Source organism: Caballeronia hypogeia, from assembly GCF_001544875.2.
Classification (GTDB): domain Bacteria; phylum Pseudomonadota; class Gammaproteobacteria; order Burkholderiales; family Burkholderiaceae; genus Caballeronia; species Caballeronia hypogeia.
Genome location: NZ_FCOA02000005.1, coordinates 184347 through 203549 on the forward strand (window position 1 = coordinate 184347; position 19203 = coordinate 203549).

The 19203-nt window shown below is 62.1% G+C and carries 20 protein-coding genes; 15 read left to right on the forward strand and 5 right to left on the reverse strand.

Annotated elements, in window-relative coordinates:
- Window positions 1-133: 133 nt before the first annotated feature.
- From AWB79_RS11400 to AWB79_RS11440, 9 genes are all read left to right on the forward strand, one after another.
- Window positions 134-1420: an MFS transporter gene (locus AWB79_RS11400; protein WP_061167520.1), complete on the forward strand. Its 1287-nt coding sequence runs from the start codon at window positions 134-136 to the stop codon at window positions 1418-1420.
- Between the two features lie 21 nt (window positions 1421-1441).
- On the forward strand, window positions 1442-2590 hold the full coding sequence (locus AWB79_RS11405) for a UxaA family hydrolase (protein WP_198399006.1): 1149 nt from the start codon (window positions 1442-1444) through the stop codon (window positions 2588-2590).
- Between the two features lie 16 nt (window positions 2591-2606).
- Window positions 2607-4196: a D-arabinonate dehydratase gene (locus AWB79_RS11410; RefSeq protein WP_082862333.1), complete on the forward strand. Its 1590-nt coding sequence runs from the start codon at window positions 2607-2609 to the stop codon at window positions 4194-4196.
- 170 nt (window positions 4197-4366) lie between these two features.
- Window positions 4367-5173 carry an RraA family protein gene (locus AWB79_RS11415; RefSeq protein WP_232470878.1) on the forward strand — a complete coding sequence of 269 codons (807 nt, stop codon included), beginning with the start codon at window positions 4367-4369 and terminating at the stop codon, window positions 5171-5173.
- 2 nt (window positions 5174-5175) lie between these two features.
- The gene (locus AWB79_RS11420) at window positions 5176-5652 is read left to right on the forward strand and encodes a nuclear transport factor 2 family protein (RefSeq protein WP_061167522.1); all 477 of its coding nucleotides are present in this window, start codon (window positions 5176-5178) and stop codon (window positions 5650-5652) included.
- Entirely contained in the window at window positions 5649-5948 is a 300-nt protein-coding gene (locus AWB79_RS11425) for a Dabb family protein (RefSeq protein WP_061167523.1), read from the forward strand. Before AWB79_RS11420 ends, AWB79_RS11425 begins: the two co-directional genes overlap by 4 nt.
- 34 nt (window positions 5949-5982) lie before the next feature.
- Entirely contained in the window at window positions 5983-7362 is a 1380-nt protein-coding gene (locus AWB79_RS11430) for an MFS transporter (RefSeq protein ID WP_269767929.1), read from the forward strand.
- Window positions 7363-7566: 204 nt separating this feature from the next.
- A complete protein-coding gene (locus tag AWB79_RS11435; RefSeq protein ID WP_061167524.1) occupies window positions 7567-7938 on the forward strand; it encodes a BON domain-containing protein in 372 nt (123 codons plus the stop codon).
- Window positions 7939-7989: 51 nt separating this feature from the next.
- On the forward strand, window positions 7990-9582 hold the full coding sequence (locus tag AWB79_RS11440; protein ID WP_061167525.1) for an MFS transporter: 1593 nt from the start codon (window positions 7990-7992) through the stop codon (window positions 9580-9582).
- A gap of 119 nt (window positions 9583-9701) precedes the next feature.
- Here the strand turns inward: AWB79_RS11440 and AWB79_RS38170 are convergent, their stop codons facing one another.
- Complete coding sequence (locus AWB79_RS38170; RefSeq protein WP_074169358.1) at window positions 9702-10067, reverse strand: NUDIX hydrolase; 366 nt, start codon at window positions 10065-10067, stop codon at window positions 9702-9704.
- Window positions 10068-10250: 183 nt separating this feature from the next.
- Between AWB79_RS38170 and AWB79_RS11445 the strand changes: the two genes are divergently transcribed.
- Window positions 10251-11078, forward strand: a complete 828-nt coding sequence (locus tag AWB79_RS11445) for a CHAD domain-containing protein (RefSeq protein ID WP_061167526.1) — start codon at window positions 10251-10253, stop codon at window positions 11076-11078.
- 9 nt (window positions 11079-11087) lie between these two features.
- Here AWB79_RS11445 and AWB79_RS11450 read toward each other — a convergent pair whose 3' ends face one another.
- Window positions 11088-12419, reverse strand: coding sequence for a pyridoxamine 5'-phosphate oxidase family protein (locus AWB79_RS11450; RefSeq protein ID WP_061167527.1), 1332 nt, complete (start codon window positions 12417-12419; stop codon window positions 11088-11090).
- Window positions 12416-12886 (reverse strand): pyridoxamine 5'-phosphate oxidase family protein, encoded by a 471-nt coding sequence (locus AWB79_RS11455; RefSeq protein WP_061167528.1) that lies wholly within the window; start codon window positions 12884-12886, stop codon window positions 12416-12418. Before AWB79_RS11455 ends, AWB79_RS11450 begins: the two co-directional genes overlap by 4 nt.
- Before the next feature lie 126 nt (window positions 12887-13012).
- On the opposite strand from AWB79_RS11455, the gene AWB79_RS11460 reads away from it, so the two are divergent.
- Complete coding sequence (locus AWB79_RS11460) at window positions 13013-14539, forward strand: flavin-containing monooxygenase (RefSeq protein WP_061167529.1); 1527 nt, start codon at window positions 13013-13015, stop codon at window positions 14537-14539.
- Window positions 14540-14548: 9 nt separating this feature from the next.
- On the opposite strand, the gene AWB79_RS11465 is transcribed toward AWB79_RS11460, so the two are convergent.
- Complete coding sequence (locus tag AWB79_RS11465; RefSeq protein ID WP_061167530.1) at window positions 14549-14998, reverse strand: MaoC family dehydratase; 450 nt, start codon at window positions 14996-14998, stop codon at window positions 14549-14551.
- Between the two features lie 216 nt (window positions 14999-15214).
- Between AWB79_RS11465 and AWB79_RS11470 the strand changes: the two genes are divergently transcribed.
- The 4 genes from AWB79_RS11470 to AWB79_RS11485 all read left to right on the forward strand — a co-directional run bounded on the left by AWB79_RS11470 (window position 15215) and on the right by AWB79_RS11485 (window position 18142).
- A complete protein-coding gene (locus tag AWB79_RS11470; RefSeq protein ID WP_061167531.1) occupies window positions 15215-15742 on the forward strand; it encodes an SLATT domain-containing protein in 528 nt (175 codons plus the stop codon).
- A gap of 79 nt (window positions 15743-15821) precedes the next feature.
- Window positions 15822-16562 (forward strand): DUF2278 family protein, encoded by a 741-nt coding sequence (locus AWB79_RS11475; protein WP_061167532.1) that lies wholly within the window; start codon window positions 15822-15824, stop codon window positions 16560-16562.
- A gap of 6 nt (window positions 16563-16568) precedes the next feature.
- Complete coding sequence (locus tag AWB79_RS11480) at window positions 16569-16844, forward strand: hypothetical protein (protein ID WP_061167533.1); 276 nt, start codon at window positions 16569-16571, stop codon at window positions 16842-16844.
- A 515-nt stretch (window positions 16845-17359) separates the two neighbouring features.
- Window positions 17360-18142 (forward strand): SDR family NAD(P)-dependent oxidoreductase, encoded by a 783-nt coding sequence (locus AWB79_RS11485; protein ID WP_061167598.1) that lies wholly within the window; start codon window positions 17360-17362, stop codon window positions 18140-18142.
- Here the strand turns inward: AWB79_RS11485 and AWB79_RS11490 are convergent.
- Window positions 18133-19002 carry a glycosyltransferase family protein gene (locus tag AWB79_RS11490; RefSeq protein WP_157695751.1) on the reverse strand — a complete coding sequence of 290 codons (870 nt, stop codon included), beginning with the start codon at window positions 19000-19002 and terminating at the stop codon, window positions 18133-18135. The genes AWB79_RS11485 and AWB79_RS11490 overlap by 10 nt on opposite strands.
- Window positions 19003-19203 lie beyond the last annotated feature (201 nt).

The window sequence follows — 19203 nt, forward strand, 5'->3', positions numbered from 1 at the left end:
GTCGGGTTAACCCCGTGCGCTACGTTCCCACGCTATGGAACTACGCACCTCGCGCGAGTATTAGCCCGCTTCCGGGACGATGCCTGCCTTCCTAAGATGGCAACCGTCAGCATCGAATCTCTGAATCGGCATCATGAAAACGAAATACCGCTGGGTCGTGGGCGCGCTGCTTTTCGCAGCGGGCGCACTCAATTATCTCGATCGCGCCGCGATGTCGGTGGCCGCGCCCTTCATCAAGCGTGACCTGGGCCTCGACGATGCACAGATGGGCGTGCTCTTCAGCGTCTTCTTCGTCGGCTATTGTGTGTCGTGTCTGCTGGGCGGCTGGTGCGCCGACCGCTTCGGCCCTCGACGCGTCTTCGCCTGGGCCGGCGGCCTCTGGTCGGTGTTCTGCGCCGCGACTGCGGGCATGTCGCAATTCGGCTCTCTGCTCGGCGTGCGCGCGCTGTTTGGCCTGGGCGAAGGCCCGATGGGCACGACCATCAACAAGGCCATCAACAACTGGTTTCCGCGCGGCGAGGTGGGTCGGGCGGTCGGTGTGATCGCGACCGGGCAACCGCTTGGCGCGGCACTCGCGGCGCCTGTCATCGGCCTCATGGCGGTGGCGTGGGGCTGGCGTGTCGCCTTCGTCGCGACCGGCGTGCTGGGGCTGATCTGGGTTGCAATCTGGCTGCGGCTTTTTCGCGATTCTCCGGCCGATCATCCGAAGGTCAGCACGCAGGAACTCGCGCTGATCCAGCAACATCGTCGCCATGAAACGCATGAGTCGGCGGCAATCTCGCGAAGCACGCGTCATTACATCTTTTCGCGTCCCGTGCTCGGCGTCGCGCTCGCGTTCTTCAGCTTCAACTATGTGCTGTATTTCCTGCTGTCGTGGCTGCCGAGCTATCTCGTCGATTATCAGCATCTGAATGTGCGCAGCATGGCGATCGTCGGTGCCTTGCCGTGGCTTGGCGCGACCATCGGCCTCGTGACCGGCGGCACGCTTGCCGATCTGCTCGCGCGCAAGATCGGCAACGCGCTGTTCGCGCACAAGCTGATCATCTGCGTCGGCCTGCTCGGCGCGGCGCTGTGCATTCTCGCGGCGAGTCGCGTGACGAGCGTGTCGTTTGCCGTTGCGTTGATCGCCGGCGCGAGCCTGCTCGCGTTTCTCACACCGCAGACGTGCTGGGTGCTCGTGCAGGACATCGTGCCCGCCGATCGCGTAGGCACGGCGGGCGGTTTCGTTCACTTCCTCGCCAATCTCGCGGGCATTGCATCGCCCAGCGTCACCGGCTACATCGTCCAGTACGGCGGCGGCTACACGGTCGCCTTCGCGTTCGCGGCAGGCCTCGCCGCGCTCGGCGCGGCCTGCGTGATGCTGCTCATTCGCGGCGGTCACGACTCGCGTGATGAACCGTGCTCGCAGCCCACGCATTAAAAGATGCAGGACCACACCACTATGACCGAATCAATCAGCCAGTCCGTTTTCATGGGATATCCGCGCGCGAACGGCAACGCCGGCACGCGCAACTATCTCGGCGTCGTGATCGTCGGCAATTGCGCCGCAACCGCTGCGCGTCAGGTTGCGCGCGCCTTCACGGCGAAGCGCCTGGCCGCGTATGCGAACGTCGATGGTGTCGTGCCGTTCGTGCATGAACTCGGCTGCGGGATGGAGAAAAGCGGCGAGCCGATGGATCTCCTGCGCCGCACGCTAGGAGGCAGCATCCGCAATCCGAATCTCGCGGGGGCGCTGGTGCTCGCGCTCGGATGCGAGCGCAACAATATCTATGGCTTTCTCGAACAGGAACGGCTTGCACACGGACCGATGCTGAAGTCGGTCGTGCTGCAGGAAGTGGGCGGCACAGCGGCGGCGATCGAGCAGGGCGTCATTGCGATCGAAAGCATGCTCGACGAAGCGAATCGCTCGAAGCGCGTGCCGGTGTCGCTCGAACATCTCGTGATCGGCCTGCAAGCCGATGACGAAAGCCGCGACGAACGCGTGCATCGCGCGATGGGTCTCGCCGTCGACAAGCTTGTCGCGGCGGGCGGCACGGCCATCGCAACCGATACGCGCGGTAGCGCGCGCAGCCTGATGACGCGCACCGATACACCGGCGCTGCGGGAGCTACTGGAACAGCGCATCGAATGGTGGGGCGAGCACACGGCGGGACGCGACACGCGCGCGGCTCGTCAACGCGAGATCGCAGGATCGGCGCACATTGGATCGTCATCGCTCCAGGCGGTGTTCGGCTATGCGCATCCGGCGCCTCGGAGAGGCCTCGTCTTCATGGATTCGCCCCGTCACGAAGCGGTCTGCTCGTCGGGACTCGTCGCGGCGGGCGCGAACCTTGTCAGCATCGCGTCGCGCGATACCAGCACCTTCGGCGCGACCGCTGCGCCCACCGTCAAGCTCGCGCTCGATGCCGAACACGACGCGCAATTCAACGGAGACCTCGACATTCACGCCGATGACGGAAGTATCGAACGTCACGGCGATCTGATTCTCAGCCGCTGGATTGCCCATGCGTCGGGTGACCCGACGCGCAGCGAGGAACTCGGCGTCGGCGAAGCCGAATTCGCGCCGTGGCATATCGGCGTGCTCGCATAACCGGAGTCTGACATACATGACCGCAACAACCGTCGGGCCGAAGGCGCTCAACATCACGTCGAAGATCAAGCCTGCCGAGCAGGCGCTACGCAATCCGTTCATCCGTCTCGATGCGGAAGACAATGTCGTCGTCGCTCGCATCGACGTGCCGGCTGGCGTCGCCGCCAAGAGTGGCAACTTCGTTACGCAGCAGCCGGTTCCCGCTGGCCATAAAGTGGCGACGCGGGATATAAAACGCGGCGAGCGCATTCTCAAATACAACACGACGATAGGCTTCGCGAGCGAGGACGTGCCAGCCGGAACGTGGATGCACAGCCATAACATCAGCTTCGGCGATCTCGTGAAGGACTATCGGCACGGCGAGGCGTACGTCGCGACGAAGCTTGTGCCGCGCGAGCAACGTCTGCAGTTCATGGGTATCGTGCGCGCCGATGGACGTGTGGCGACGCGCAATTACATCGGCGTGTTTGCGCTGAGTCATCGCGGCGCGACGGTGGCGCGCAGGATCGCCGAGCACTTCGATGAAGACGCGCTCGCGGAGTATCCGCGCATCGACGGCGTCGCGCCTTTCACGCACGAGCAAGGCGCGGGCATGGAACTGAGCGGCGAGCCGATGCAGATGTTGCGCAGAACGATCGGCGGCTATATCTCGAACGCGAACACGGCGGCGGCGCTGATCGTCTCGGCCGTGGGCGAAGACAACGAATTGAACGCGTTCCTCGAAGATCAGCATCTCGCGGAAGGTGCGCGCATCAGGACGCTGAATATCGGCGCGGCGGGCGGCACGCGTTCGGCGATCGCGCGTGGCATCGAGATCGTGCGTGATCTGTTGCCCGATGCGAATCGCGCAGAGCGTGAGCCGGTTTCAGTCGAGCATATCGTCGTCGGCCTGCAATGCGGCGGGTCGGATGGCTTCTCGGGCCTGTCCGCGAACCCGGCCCTGGGTGTCGCGATGGAACTGCTGATCGAGCAGGGCGGCACGGCGATTCTCTCCGAGACGTCGGAAATCTACGGCGTCGAGCATACGTTGACCGCCCGCGCATGCACGGCCGAGGTCGGCCGCAAGCTCGTTGCGCGCATCGACTGGTGGCTCGAGTACAACAAGGGCCGCGACACGCAGATCAACGGCCAGGTGAGTCCGGGCAACAACGCGGGCGGACTCGCCAACGTACTTGAGAAATCGCTCGGCGGCGCGAAGAAGGGCGGCAACGCGCCGCTGATGGAAGTGTATGAATACGCGGAACGCGTGACGCAACACGGCCTCGTGTTCATGGACACGCCCGGCTACGATCCCGTCTCGGCGACGGGACAGATCGCGGGCGGCGCGAACATGGTGTGCTTCACGACGGGACGCGGCTCGTGCTTCGGTTCCGTCCCTGCGCCGACGATGAAGCTTGCCAGCAACACGCCGATGTTCGCGCGCATGGAAGCGGACATGGACATCAACTGCGGCCCGGTCATCGACGGCGATGCAACCGTCGCGGAAATGGGACGCGCGATCTTCGAGCAGATCGTGCGCCACGCATCGGGCGAACCGACGAAAAGCGAGGCGCTGGGCGTTGGCGCGAGCGAATTCGTGCCGTGGCCGCTCGGCGTGACGGTCTGAGTTCGCGCGCGACAGTCCCAACCTGTGGAACTGCGTGGCGAAAATGAGGAAGTCCCCTGTTCTGAACGGTCGTCATAGCGAATAGCATTTGAAGTGTGCCCTGCAGACGAATCCGGATTCCCGGATTCCGTGCCTGAACGATTAGTCATCCGAATATTCAAGGATAGAACGTGAAGAATCACCACTACTCCGACTCGCTTGAAACCGCGATCGATAAAGAAACCAAGGTAAGCGACGAGACGCTCGCGAAACTGGCAAAGGTAAGCAGCGGCTCGCTGACGACTCAGCTTTTCAAGCATGGTTATCGTCAGCCGGCGCTGGTTGGCTTGCGCGCGCTCAACAAGGACGTGAAGCCGTGGGCGGGCCGCGCGTTCACGATGCGTTTCATTCCGGCTCGCGAAGGCATCGACACGTACGGCACGATGACGACCAAGCCCAACGCCGATAACCTGCAATGGCAAGGCGTCGAGCAGGTCAAGCCGGGCGACGTTCTCGTGATCGACAGCCGCAACGATCCGCGCGCGGCTTCCGCGGGCAACATTCTCGTCACGCGTCTGCTCGCGCGTGGCGCGCGCGCGATCATCACCGACGGCGCGCTGCGCGACGGCACGGAGATCGCCGGTCTGCCGCTGCCCGCGTATTGCCGCGAAGTGACGGCGACGACGCGCATCTCCTATCACCACGTCGCGGATCTTCAGGTGCCGATCGGTTGCGCGGGCGTGGCGGTTTATCCGGGCGATATCCTCGTAGGCGATGCGGACGGCATTACTGTCGTGCCGCCGCATCTCGCTGAAGAACTCGCGGAGTTCTGCACGCGTCAGGACGATATCGAAGGTTATCTGGCGAAGCGCATCGCGGCGGGCGAGGCGTTGTGGGGTGTTTATCCGCCGAACGCGGAGACTTACGCGGACTACGAGAAGTGGGTGGAGGCGGGCCGTCCCGAGATTGCGTCGATCATCGGCAAGCAGGGAGACTAATCATGGCGAACATCGATCAGGCCAAATACGCCGCATTGATTCGAAAATACTTCGACGCGTGCAACGAAGCCGATTACGACAAGCTCGTCTCGTGTTTCACGCCGGATGCCGTGCATTACTTTCCGTCGGGCCTTCCCGACATTCCGTGGCGCACGGCCGACACGATCGCGAAGAAATGGATCTGGTGCGTGGAGACGCTCGGCTCGCAATGGACCATCGAAAAGATTCTCGTGAGCCACGACAGTCACGAAGCCGTGATCGAATGGACGCACTGGAAGAGCAGGGTCGGCACCGCGCTGCGCGGCGACGAATGGTATGTGTTCGATGAAAAGACCGGCCTGATCCGCGAAATCCGCGCCTATTACGCCTCGCCCGCGCAGAAGGAAGTGCCGATCAACGAACTGGTGGACTTCGATTACGAGGGGCGCGGTTATCACCTGAATGCGGCGAACGCGCCGGCGGGAGCTGAATCGAAATGATGAAGCACATCGTCATGTTCAAGCGTCTCGCGCATGTCGAACACCATGCCGGGCGTGAGGCGGAACTCGTCGCGTGGATGCGCCGTCTCGATTGCGAGATTCCGTTTATTCGCGAATGGCGCGTATCGGCCAACGAACTCGATCGGCCGATCTGCTGGGACTACGTGCTTGAATCGAGTTTCGATGATCGTGATGCGGTCGAGCGCTATCTGCCGCATCCGAAACATGTCGAGTTGATTCAGGCGCTCAAAACCTATTTCGAATGGGTCGCGTGCGACTACACCGTCGCCAATTAAAAAAACAGCACGCGTAAAAAATCAGGAGACAGTCATGTCCGAACCAGACCGTTGCGTCGCCACGGCGGCGTCGATGGCCGATGCGCTCAATCCCGCGCGCGCCACGACGACCACGCAGACGCGTTTTCGCTTCGTCACGCTCGCGCTGATCACGCTCGTTCTCGCGCTCAGCACCGGAGATCGCGCCGCGTTGTCGGTAGCGGGGTCGGGAATGGCGAAGGAACTCGGCGTCACGTCGGTCGAGATGGGTTATCTGTTTTCAGCGTATAGCTGGGCCTATGTGATCTTCCTGATTCCGTCCGGCTGGCTCACCGACCGTCTCGGCTCGAAGCTCACGATGATGCTCGCCATCGTCATCTGGTCTGCCTTCACGATCTGCATGGGACTGGTTCATTACGTCGGTCTCGTCGTGCCGCTGCTGCTCGCACTGCGCTTTCTGCTCGGCGTGGCTGAATCGCCTGTAGGTCCCGCGTCGGGGCGCGTGATCGCCGCATGGTTTCCTTCGTCGGAGCGCGGCGTCGCGGGCGCGATCTTCAACAGCGCGCAGTATCTGTCGATCGCGCTCTTCACTCCGTTGATGGGATGGCTCAGTCACGCATTCGGCTGGCAATACGTGTTCATCGTGATGGGCGCGATCGGCTTCGGCATCGCGGCAATCTGGTGGAAGCATTACTTCCTGCCGGTGCGTCATCCGAAGATGAATCGCGCGGAGCTCGATTTTCTTCGCGCGGGCGACGCGCTGGTCGATCTCGAAACGCGGCCCTCGGGTGGGCAGGAAAGCAAGCTCGAAAAGCCGCGTGGCAGCGTGCTTCAGTTGTTCAGAAGCCGCATGCTGGCAGGCATCTTCATCGGGCAGTATTGCATTACGGCGATCACCTGGTTTTTCATGACGTGGTTTCCCATCTACCTCGTCAAGGACCGCGGTTTCGATATTCTTCAGGCCGGTTTCGTCGCGATGGTGCCCGCGCTGTTCGGCCTGCTCGGCGGCGTATCGAGCGGCTTCGTGTCGGATCATCTGTTGCGCAGCGGGCGCTCGCTGAGTCTCGCGCGCAAGATTCCGATCACCATCGGCCTTCTGATGAGCGCGAGCATCATCCTCTGCAATTACGTCGCTTCGCCGTGGCTCGTCGTCGCGCTGATGAGCGCCGCGTTTTTCGGCAAGGGCTTCGGATCGCTCGGATGGGCCATCGTCGCGGATACCGCGCCGCGCGAGATGATCGGCATGACGGGCGGCGTGTTCAATGCGATCGGCAACTGCGCGGGCATCGTCACGCCGGTGGTGATCGGCTATCTGCTGCAGTCGAGCGGCTCGTTCAGCTCCGCGCTGGTTTTCGTCGGCACGCACGGGATCGTGGCCGTGTTGAGTTACTGGTTCATCGTCGGCCGCATCGAACGGCTGAAGCTGGCGGCTTGATGCGATGACGCGTCACGGACGCATGTCACACGAAATAACGAACGTTTGTGCTATGCGATTGTGACAGTATCGTGTCACTCCCGAATGGTCCGGTCGAGATTGGCTATCCTGATGATTTCAAGTATTCCTGCGCTAACGCTGGGCGCCGACTAGAATGCAACGTGCCGTCACGACAATCAGGCCCTCAAGACACGGGAGCGAACGATGAAAAAGATCCATGTGCTCAAACTCGCAGGTGCTGCGTTGGTGGTCGTCTCATCGGTGAATGCATGGTCGCAAACGAGCGACACGGCCGCGACCGGCCAGACCGCCGCGCCCGCGGCCAGTTCGGCGCCGCCCTCGAAGTCGGCAATGCGAAAGGCCAACCGGGCGCTCAGCAAAAAGGTCTTGCAGGCGTTGCAGAAAGGCGGCATCGATGTCATCGGCATGAACGTGATCGCGAAGAACGGCGCCATTACGCTGGCAGGTCACGCTGCCGACGCAACCGAGATCGACAAGGCTGCCTCCATCGCGAAGGGTGTGGATGGCGTCACGTCGGTCAAGAATGTTCTGACGATTCAGGAAGGCGGGCAGTAACTCGGGCGCTCATGCACGCAGGGTGTGCGTGGCGTCACGCGGGAGCATGACATGAGGTCGTTCGTCGCCGCGCACGATCCTGAGCGGCAGGTGTTGCCGTTTCGCGAGTCGCTGCTCGCGATGCTCGGCATAGCCTTCGTCACGATGCTGATCGCGCTGGATCAGACCATCGTCAGCACGGCGATGCCGCGCATTGTTGCCGAGTTGAAGGGCTTCGACCTGTATGCGTGGGTCGCGACCTCGTACATGCTCGCCTCGGTCATCACGATTCCGATCTTCGGGCGTCTGGGCGACCTGTTCGGACGCAAGCCGTTTCTGGTGGCGGCCATCGTCCTCTTCACATCGGCTTCCGTGCTGTGCGGGCTCGCGAACAGCATGATGTTTCTCGTGTTCGCGCGCGGCGTGCAGGGCATTGGCGGCGGCATCCTGCTCGGCACGGTGTTCGCAACCGTCGCCGATCTCTTTCCCGACCCGAGGCTGCGATTGCGCTGGCTCGTGCTGGTCACGTCGTCATTCGGCGTGGCGAACGTGATCGGCCCGACGCTCGGCGGCATGCTCACGCAAATGCACGGCTGGCGTCTCGTGTTCTTCGTCAACGTGCCCGTGGGTATCGTCTCGCTGATGTTCGTCCGGCTGTTCGTGCCGAACCTGCATCATGCGCGCAAGCGCGGGCGCATACAGCTCGACTGGCTCGGTGCGTGCGTCGTCGCCGTGACCTTCGGCGCGCTGCAGCTGCTGATTGAGCTGCTGCCGAAGCAGGGCGTGAGCGGCACGACACTCCTGCTCGCCGCGATCACGCTCGGCTGCGGCGTGACGCTGTACTTCTGGGAAAAGCGCATGGGTTATCCGGTCGTGCCCGTCGATGTCCTGTTCGACCGCAAACTCGTCGCGCTCTTCGCGATTTCGGTGCTGGGCGGCTTTGCGCTCTTCTCTATGGCGTTCTACATTCCGCTGCTGTTTCAGGGCGGCTACGGCATGTCGCCGCACGATTCGGGCATGCTGATCACGCCGCTTCTGCTCGGCACGACCGTCGGCAGCGTGCTCAACAATCGGATCGTCACGCGTATCCGTCGGGCGAATCTCCTCATGCATGTGGGCTTTGCATTGAGCGTGATCGGCTGCCTCGCGCTCGTTTCGCTCGACGGCCATGAGGCGCACGCGGTGTGGATGGCATGCATGGGCGCGAGCGGCATGGGGCTCGGCCTCGTCGCGACGAATCTGACCATCTGCTCTCAACAGATCGTCGCGCGCGATCAACTCGGCGCGGTAACCGCGTTGCTGCAATCGCTGCGCATTTTCGGCGGCATGCTGGGCACCGCGATCACGGGCGCATTGCTCGGGCATCTCTATGCGCGCAGCGTCGATCGCTCGCTCGATTCATATCAGGCGACGCAATGGCTCAAATCGTTCGCGAGCCCCGATCTGTTGATCGATCGCGCCGAGCAATCCGCGCTGATCGAGCGCCTCGTGAACGCGGGCCCGATGGGCGACGCGATGATGCACGCGGCGCGCACTGCGCTCGTGGCGTCGATTCATGTCGGACTCGTGGTGGCCGCGCTGGCGGCGTTCGTCGGCTTGTGTCTCGCGTGGTTCGTGCCGGCGGTGCAGGTCGCATATCGCGACGCGAAAGGGCGCATCGCTTGACACGTGCGCCGGAAGACGCGGGCGCTGCCGCCAGCGGGTCATGCAGGCGGAGGCCGAAGCCGGCCTGCCCGAACCGGGCAAGCGCATCATTCTGCTGAGCGTCTAGAACAATTCGCCCGTTATTTTCCTCGTCCGCCGCCGAGCGCTTTCACGATGGATTTCGTCGGTGTGTTGGTGGCAAGGCGTGAAACATCCGCAACATTCACCCAACGGCATCGCGAAATTTCATTGCTGGCGCGCGGCTTGGCGCGCTTGGGAACGTCGCACAAAAAAACGTGGTGATGCTTTTGCCGGCCGCGATGTTGAAAGAGGAACTTGGCCGATTTGCCTGACAGGCGGGTCTCCTCCTTGAGTTCCCTTAGCGCCGCGGCTGAAAGATGCTCTCCGCGCTTCAGCATGCCTCCGGGCAGCGCCCATTTGGAACGTCGCGCCACGAGCAGAATCCGGTTGCCTCTGCGGCAGATGACAGTAGCTCGTTTCCTCAAACCGACTCCGAATATAGTTCTATTTTGTTTGCGCCGTCCTGGTGCGCGCAGGCTCCGCGCTGCGGCTGCCGAGTAGTGTATCCAACCCGAGTTTTGTTGTGGAGCGTTGAATGACGCAATTTGTGTGCACCTCGGTCGGGTACGCATATTGCGTCTAATGACACTCACGAACGGAACACGATCATGCCGTCGAGCAGGGCCAGAAACGCGACATCCGACACTGCCGAATCCCGCTTCGGCCAACTGGCGTCACCACTGATAGACGAGGCGACGACACACGCTGCCGCCCTCGATGAGCATAGCGATCCCGAAGTGCTGCACAAGATGCGCGTCGCGTTGCGGCGCTTGCGGACCTTGTTCTGGGCATACAGGCCGCTGCTCGACGATGATTTCGACACGCGGCAGCGCGCGCTTTTCAAATATCTCGCGAACTCGGCGGGCAGCACGCGCGACTGGGACATCCTGCGCGAGCTGCTGAACGAACTCGACCTCGACGACCTCGACGAGCAACTGGAGGCGCGCCGCGCGGCCGTGCTCTCGTCCAGCATCGAAACCATATCGAATGCCGATGTGAAGCACGTGTTGGTCACGGCGCTCAAGGAGGCTAATCGCGAGCTCAATACCGGGCGGCGTCGCGTGTCGATGAAACGGTTCGCGCGCAGGCGCGTGGGCGACGCACAGGATCAGTTGAAGAGGCGCATCAAAAAGGCTTTGCGCGCGAAGCGCTCCGACTATGCGGCGTATCACGAAGTGCGGAAGGCGGGCAAGAAAGTGCGCTATCTGATCGAGTTTTTCGACGCAGATCTTTCGTCGAAGAAGCGTGGCGATCTGAAGGCGTTGAAGCGCTTGCAAAAGCGCTTCGGCGCATTGAACGATGTGGTCGCAAGCCGCAATCTGCTGTCGAATTGCGAAGGCGAGTTGCCCGATGGCGGCGACGTCGGTCGCGCGTTGAGGGCGTTGAAGGCCGAGCAGAAGCAGCGCTTCAAAGCGGCGCGGAAGGCGCTGGGCTGAGCGGGCCGCTCAGCCCCCACGCGACAGGACCGGCACGCCGTCCACGGCGAGTCTGACCTGTCCGCGTCCCGCGTGAATCAGCCGCACGGGCAGATTCTTTTCATCGAGTCGACGCCGCAGCAGGAGCAGGCGCGTTTCGAGATTGTCCTTGATGTCGGGCAGCTTGAGCGTGTCGGCGAGACGTATCTCGCGATTCGTGAAATCGCATCTTCCTTCGTCGATCAGCGTGCGCAGCATGAACGCCAGCAGTCGACCCGCGACGCCCTTGATTACATAGACGTTGTCGATGAACACGCTGTCGTCGTACGGATGATGGGTGACCTGAATCGTGCGTGCGCTGCGTGATGCGGGCGCAGCTGCGACGTATTCCGGACGCGAGTCAGGTGCGAGCGCCTCGCACAGCGCGAGCGAGGCCGCGCATTGTGCCGCCAACATGTCCAGCGCGATTTCATGATTCCCTGTGAAGGCGAGCCTGTCGCGGCTTTCCGCGAACAGCACGCCTCGCACGACGCCTTGCGCGAGCAGCGGTGTTGCGAGCTGGCTCATCGCATCCGGCAGGCCCGGCAGCGCGATGGTCCGCGTCAGGTTCTCGTCGGCGTCGGATGTCGAACCGATGGCCGCGCTCATTCTGCGGACCCGGCTCATATCGTTGATCTTCACGGCGCGCCGGCTCGCGGCGGCGACGCCGCCGAGACCGTCGTCGAAGGCGATCTCGGAGCCTATGCCCGAGCGCGCATAGCCACGGCTCGCGACGGTCGTGAGCAGGCGGCGCGCGTTATCGGCGAGCAGTACAAGCGCGTGACCGAAGCCGAGTGCATTGCATGCATCGAGGGTTGCGCGGAGCACGTGCTCGGTGTCGGTTTGTGCGCCGATCGCCTTGATCGCGTCCGCGAGGATGGCGAGATCGGACGTCGGCGACGCATGCTCCGCTTCGGCCTGTGCGACAGCCGGCTGCACGGCTGCGATCGCGTCGACGCGAAAGATATCGATCGCCCGCAGCCGCATGATCCCGGCCATGCCCACCTGCGCACTGCTGGCGCGCAATTGATCGGACACGCGATCGAACAGCGGGCCTTCATCGCGTGACGAAAGCCATGTGACATCGAGCCGGTATTGCGCGCCATGACGCGCGCTCACCAGCAGCAGTGACGCGTGTGGATTCGCGCGGATATTCGCCGCGGTCTTGGCGAAGAACTGATTGGAGATCGCGACATGCGCGTCGTCCACGCGCACGACGTGCGAGAGATAGGAGATGTTCGGCGTGCCGTCGCCGGCGACGGTCGCAATGATCGAGGGAATCACGCCTTCGAAACAATCGTCGAGATCGCTCAGCCGTATCATGCGCCGCCCGTCCCGGCCGCGGTGCCGGCCTTCGGGCCCGGTGTCTGCACGTAAGCCTCGCGCACGAACAAGCGCAGCACCGTCAGGTCGCGCTCCGAGATCCACTGCGAAACGAGTGCCGCAGGCAGGCCCAGACTGTCGAAGAGCGCACGGATTCGCGCCTGATAGGCACGCGACGCTTCGATGTCCTGCGTCTGCGCCGCGCGCAGGCGCCCCGTGCCTTTCAATTGATATGAAACATAGTCGGAAGGGCGGGCGAAGGTGATCGCGGCCTGTCCGTTGGCGCCGAGATTGGCGGACGTCTCAGGCCATTGCCATGCGGAAAAGAACAGATCGAGATTTTCTTCGTCGACGATATGCGCGCCGAGCGCGCGTCCGATCGACGGACGGTTCGCCTCGTCCCGAGTGCCGACGATGATCATGACCGGGCTCACGACAAAGCGCCCGATGTCCTCCGGGATTCGCATGTGCCCTCCTGCTCGGCAGGTTATGCGGCCTTCAGGAAACGCGACGATCTGCTTAGGCATTTTTTAGCGACGCCTTTCGCAGCGAAGAATTATAACTTGGGGGTCAATCACCAAGGAGCGCCGTAAATGAAGCATATGGAGAAGAATGCCGTCGCGGTCATCGGCGCCGGGCCTGGCGGACTGGTGTCGGCGCGCTGGCTCGCGCAACATGGATTCGAGCCGGTTCTGTTCGAGGCGGACGCTTCGCCCGGCGGCCAATGGAATCTCTCGCGCGCATCGAGCGCGACATGGCCGGGCATGCGCACCAACACGAGCCGTGTGATGTCGGCCTTCTCCGATCTGGATCATGCGGCGGACGTGTCGATCTACCCGCGACAGGATCAGATGCTCGCCTACCTCGAACGCTATGCGGCGAAATTCGATCTGACGCGACGAATCCGCTGTGGAACGCGGGTCGAGCGTCTGGAGGCCGCGCCCGGCGACGGCTGGTCGATCCGTTCGCGAACGAAGCACGGCATTGCCGAGGAAGTGTTCCGGCATGTCGTCGTCGCCACGGGCGCGCAGGCTCGGCCGCTGACACCGGACATTCCAGGCATCGAAAGCTTCAAGGGCGCGCTAGGCATTGCACATACCGCGCGGTACGAGGGCGCGGCGCGCTACAACGGACGGTCGGTCGTGGTCGCGGGATGTTCGATCAGTGCACTGGAGATCGCGTCCGATCTGGCATTCAGCGGTGCGCAGGTGACGTCTTCGTATCGGCGGCAACGCTACATCGTGCCCAAGCTGATCGCCGGCGTGCCGGCGGAACATGTGCTGTTCAATCGCGCGGCTGCACTTGCCGGCGAAACGTTGCCGCCCGAGGTGCTCGCAGAAGGGCTGAAAGCGGCCGTTATGAAGGCGGGCGGCAACCCCGCGCGCTTCGGCGCGCGCGAACCCGATGCGAACGTCTTCGCGGCCGGCGTCTCACAGTCGCAGAATTTCCTGCCGGCGGTGGCCGAGGGCCGCATCGTGGTTCGGCCGTGGATCGAGTGCATCGACGGCGAAGCGGTGCACTTCGCCGATGGCACGCATGCGAAGCCCGATGCGATTTTGTTCGGCACGGGCTACGGTCTGTCGATGCCGTGGCTCGCGGACGACATCGCGAAGGCGCTGGGCCACGACGGCAAGGGCATCGACCTTTTCGAGCACACGTTCCATCCCGACCTCGAAGGACTGGCGTTCGTCGGGCTCTACAATCTCGTCGGCCCGTATCTGCCGGTGCTGGAGTTGCAGGCACGCTGGATCGCCTACACGCTCGCCGGACACTGCACCAGAATCTCGCGAGCGCAGATGGAGCAGGGGATCGAAGCGTGCCGTGCGATGCGCGTACGGCATCAGCAGCCCGTGCTGCATGACCTCGCGGTGCGCCTTGCCCGTCACGCCGGCGTGGAACCGGACCCGGCGCGCTGGCCCGAGCTCGAGCGGGCGCTGCTGTTCGGCCCTTTGTCGCCTGCTTCCTTCAGGCTGCAGGGCGTCGACAGTCTCGATGACGCGCCCGCGCGAACGCGAGCCGCGGCGGCGGCATTCGGCGCGATCACCTGCGCCGACTTCATGCCGGAAGAATTGCAACTGCGCCGTCTGATCATGGAGAAAGATCAGTCCCTTGCGGCGTGATGTGCGCATTCACGCATCGCGCGCCTGAACGAGCAGCTTCGAGACGAGACGCTGAACGACTTCGCCGAATTCGTCCTGCGTCTCCGACATGACCGTCGCGATGCCTTGCGTTGGCTTCGACTTCGAGCGCTGAACCTGCTGTACGGTGCTGACGACCCGCAAGACGTCGCCGGGGCGCACCGGCTTGAGCCATGAGATCTCCACGCTCATGCCGATGATGCCGCCCGCGAGCGGCAATCCACCCGACGCGAGCAGACGCATCGTGATCGCGGCCGTGTGCCAGCCGCTCGCGGCGAGGCCGCCGAAAATCGAGGCTTTGGCGGCGGTTTCGTCGAGATGGAACGGCTGCGGATCGAATTCGGACGCGAAGCGCCGGATGTCGCCCTCGGTCACGGTAAAGGCAGGCGACTCCATTTGCATGCCCGGTTTCAGATCGTCCAGATACAGGGGCTCGGTCATCGCTTGCGCTCCGGTTGTCCGTGCAGAGAGTGATTCTGCATCGAAATCGCGCGGCTCGCACGAAACTCCACCTTGATACGGATATCGAACTAATTCGGTTTGCCGATGGGTCATTATCTTCAGATCAATTCGACCCAACTGGATTCGTTCTCTTTCGAGACATGATTTGTCTGCTTTGGTGCCTACAGTAAAGGTCATTCATAGAGTGCTCAGAACATGACCTTCACGCTTGAAAAGCCAAAACCCTCCGATCACGAGGACCTTTATGAACCGCCCGGCGATGCGCGCTTGCTGGTGCTCAACTGGACGCGACGCGCGCGCGAATCGCAACTGCGTCACTACACGATGGCTGACCGTCTGACCGCATATGGCAGGCGCCTGGGCCTCGCGGTGATCGGCATCACGGCCGCAACGGGAACGTCGGCGTTTCTATCGCTCGTGGCAACGGCGGCATCACCGGACTTGCGCATTCTGATCGGCATGACGAGCATCAGCGCTGCCGTGCTTGCCTCGCTGCAAACCTTCCTGCGTTACAGCGAGCGCGCCGAACTGCATCGCAGAGCGGGCGCTCAATACGGTGCGGTGCGGCGGCGGCTCGAAGCGATTCATGCGGGCGATCCTTACCTGCACGACATGCGCGACATCGCTCTTGTGCGTGACGAACTGGATCACATCGCGCAAAGTGCCCCGCATTTGCCGCGTCGCGCGTTCAGCCGCGCCATGCCGGCCTCGTACGGTGAGTGACGCGTCCGAAGATTCGTCGTCGACGCGAAAACTGTCACACAATACTCATCCAATGAACCCTCAACCCAGGAGGCTCATCATGGCGCAGAACGAGTACGTGCTGTTCAAGGGGACGGTGAAGCTCGGCGTTCCCTTTCTTGATGGTTACAGAGGCGATCCGCATTATGTGATCGTCAGCGAGGACGCGAACGGCCGCGAGTTTCGCATCGTCACCAACGTAAAGTCGGATAGCTCCCTGACCGGGCCGGCGGGTTATCTCGTGCTGTACGTGTGGAACCAGTACTTCCAGCATCCGATGATCGCCGATCTCACGAAGCTCGCACCGGGCGTCGCCTCATCGGATTTTCCGAAGCTCGACTACGTGCACGACACGCGTCTCGTCGATCTGAGCGCTATGCGTCCGATCCCGCTCGATACCGCGAACGAGCATAACGACATCAACGCGCTGCTCAACCAGATGCTGCAGCTCGATATATCGGGCGATGGCGTGGGCTACGTTTATCCGACTCCGGGCTACAGCGATGATCGTCGCGGGTGGATGCCGACGAAAGACGTGACCGTCTACGGCTTCGGCTTTCTGTTCGAGCCGGGCCAGGACGGCCTGCACGAAACCCATATGAATCAGGGCAATCCGAAACCCGCCCAAGGCAGCCACGTGAAGGACCACTCGAACGAGAACGGCGTGTTTCAGGACGGCGCGGTCATGGTGGAGGTGGACGGCAAGTTCGAGGCGCTGTTCGTCGCGTTCCAGACCCAGCTCGTGCCGACCGACAATCGCGGCCGGCCGATTCCGGGTACATCGCATCCGATACTTGGATAGGGGCGCGTGCATCAGTTCATCGGGGCGACGGATCATACGGTCGGGGATCTCGCCCACGGGGGGATTGTCGCGCGCCACGCCTACCGGATCATGGAGTCGGCTTCGATTAGCGGGGAGGCTCGCTCGAGAAAGGGCAGTGGGTCGCGGGCGCTATTGACTTACATCGTGCACGAGAAAGTAGTGCGGATGAAGACTTATCGATATTACGGCGGCGAGCGTGAATTCTTTAGCGCGTTGAGTTTCCAGAAGAAGGGCGGGCTTAGCACGTTGAGTCGATCATGACAAGCGTGTTCAGCGAGTTGGGTGTATTGAATTTCAGGATTCGGTAAAAGTTATCGTGTCTCGCCGTCTGCCGCTAATGATGTCAACGTGCTTATGTCGAAAACAAGATTATCAGGTTGATAAGTGTGATAAAGTGCGGCGCAGCTTGCGTTGGGGGCGAGGATCGTCATATTTTTCGCTTTTTAGGCGTGCTGTTTGTGCGGTCGTCGTTATTTACAGGTGTTGGAACACGGCAAACGTTTTGCATTGATCGCTTTAGTGCGATCAAAAGGCAATAGTGTGTCTGTGATCTTTTCGGGCTTTTCTCGAATCTCCTCTGCATTTCACCCTGGGCGTGTTCTGCAAATGACGGCAACCGCGACTGTGTACTTGCACAGTATTGATTGCCTTTAGTTTGCCATGCTTGTCGGTTCGGTAAGAGCGAACTCCTCCGCAAGTAACCTAGCACGAGCTATGTGGATTGAGTGTCCGATCAATCGTCGGAAATGCTCGATTGCCGAACCATGCTTCTTTCGATGACTATACAAAAAAGCGGTGTGCCGCACTGTGTATTGATCACTGGCGCGACCGGCGGCATTGGTTCCGCTCTGGCGCATGAATACGCTCGCGCGGGCTCGGCCGTGCTGATTCTGCACGGTCGCAACAAGGCATTACTTCAGGAGTTGGGCGACGCTTGCAGAGCGCTCGGGGCTCGCGTTGTCACCGCGGCATTCGATATCCGCGATCACGAGGCGGTGCGAGGCTGGATCAAAGACATCAGCGCAACTGAGGCTCCCGATCTGATCATCGCCAATGCCGGAGTGAATATCAATACTGGCACGGCTCATGAGGGCGAGGAGTGGAGTGAAATTCATCGTCTGCTGGAGGTGAATGTCAAAGCGGCGCTCGCCACGGTCCACGCTGCTTTGCCGGCCATGCGGGCACGTCGCGGTGGACAGGTTGCGCTTATCAGTTCGCTTGCTGCATGGCGTGGTCTGCCGGAAACGCCGAGTTACAGCGCAAGCAAGGCTGCGGTGAAGGCTTATGGAGAGGCCATGCGGGACGCGCTGGCGGGCGAGGGCGTGAGAGTCAATGTAATCATGCCCGGATATGTCGAATCGCAGATGTGTTTGGATATGCCTGGTCCCAAACCGTTCCTATGGAAGGCGCCGAAAGCGGCGCGGGTGATTCGCCTTGGTCTGCGAGCGAATCGGGCGCGTATTAGCTTTCCGTTTCCGTTGAACCTTGGATGCTTCCTGCTTGCGGGCTTGCACCCCGCGGTGGCGGGTTGGTTTCTGCGGCGGCTGGGTTACGAGTAAGCGTGCTCGGCGCGATGTACTTCCGGAACCGCTTGACGCGTGGACGCTGGCTGGGTGTCGGGGCGTGGGAGCAACCCTTGAGCCGCGACGCGCATCGCGTTAAGTCGGTCAGGGTTATCGGCAAGACTGCACAGAGCCCTGATCCAGCTATCAGGACCGTTGTCGAGCAACAGGCCATTTTCGTTGTGCCGGATAACTTCGCGATAGGGGCCGGAGGCAGCGTATAAGCCGGTCGCGCGACAGCGGGCGATATCGAATGCCTTGACATGCGCGCGCGCGGCGTTGAAGGTCGACGGCAGCAAGGGAGCAAGGCCGACGTGGCCGTCGAGCAAGCGGCAATGCGCGCGGTAATTGGCCCAGTCGAGCGGATGGACGATGCGCGTGCGCGGCAGGCCGCGATAGAGCTTGTTGACTTCGTGATCGCCGATCAGTTCGAAATGCACATTCGGGCAACGGGCGAGAACCTTCGTGATGATCGGATGCAGCCACGTTATCTCGGACTGGTGTGCTCCGCTGCCATGATAGAAGACCAGAATGGGTGAATGCCGCAAGCCGGCCTTCATGTCGGGGCTGCCGGTATCCTCCGCAAGCGTTTGCGGATGCACGAGCTTCGCGCGACGTTCGGGATAGCGATCGCGCAAGGCTTGAGTGGAAAACCAATAGTCAGTCGCGAGATGATGTATGTCCACCGTGTGAGCGCGACAGTACCTGTTCAGCTTCTTGACGTATGGACGCGGTAAGCCTCTCCAGGATTGTGGATGTAAAAGGTCGTCGTCCATGAAGTACACGATCTTCGGCAGGTTGGGACGATGCGCATAAAGTGCGCGTACCCATTTGTCGTTGAGATAGCGGATGATCACGACGCCTGTTCCTGGAGCAAGGTCCGCGGGCTGAGGCGTTGAGGCATCCAGCTCCTTATATATGACAGGAATCCCGAGTTGCCGCAGGCGAGGAAGTACGTAGTAGTCGGTGGACGGATTGTCACCTTGATGCAGAACCAGCCAACGTTGTACTACACCGTGGTGCTGGCGCTGCGAAAGACTCGACGTCGAACTTGAATG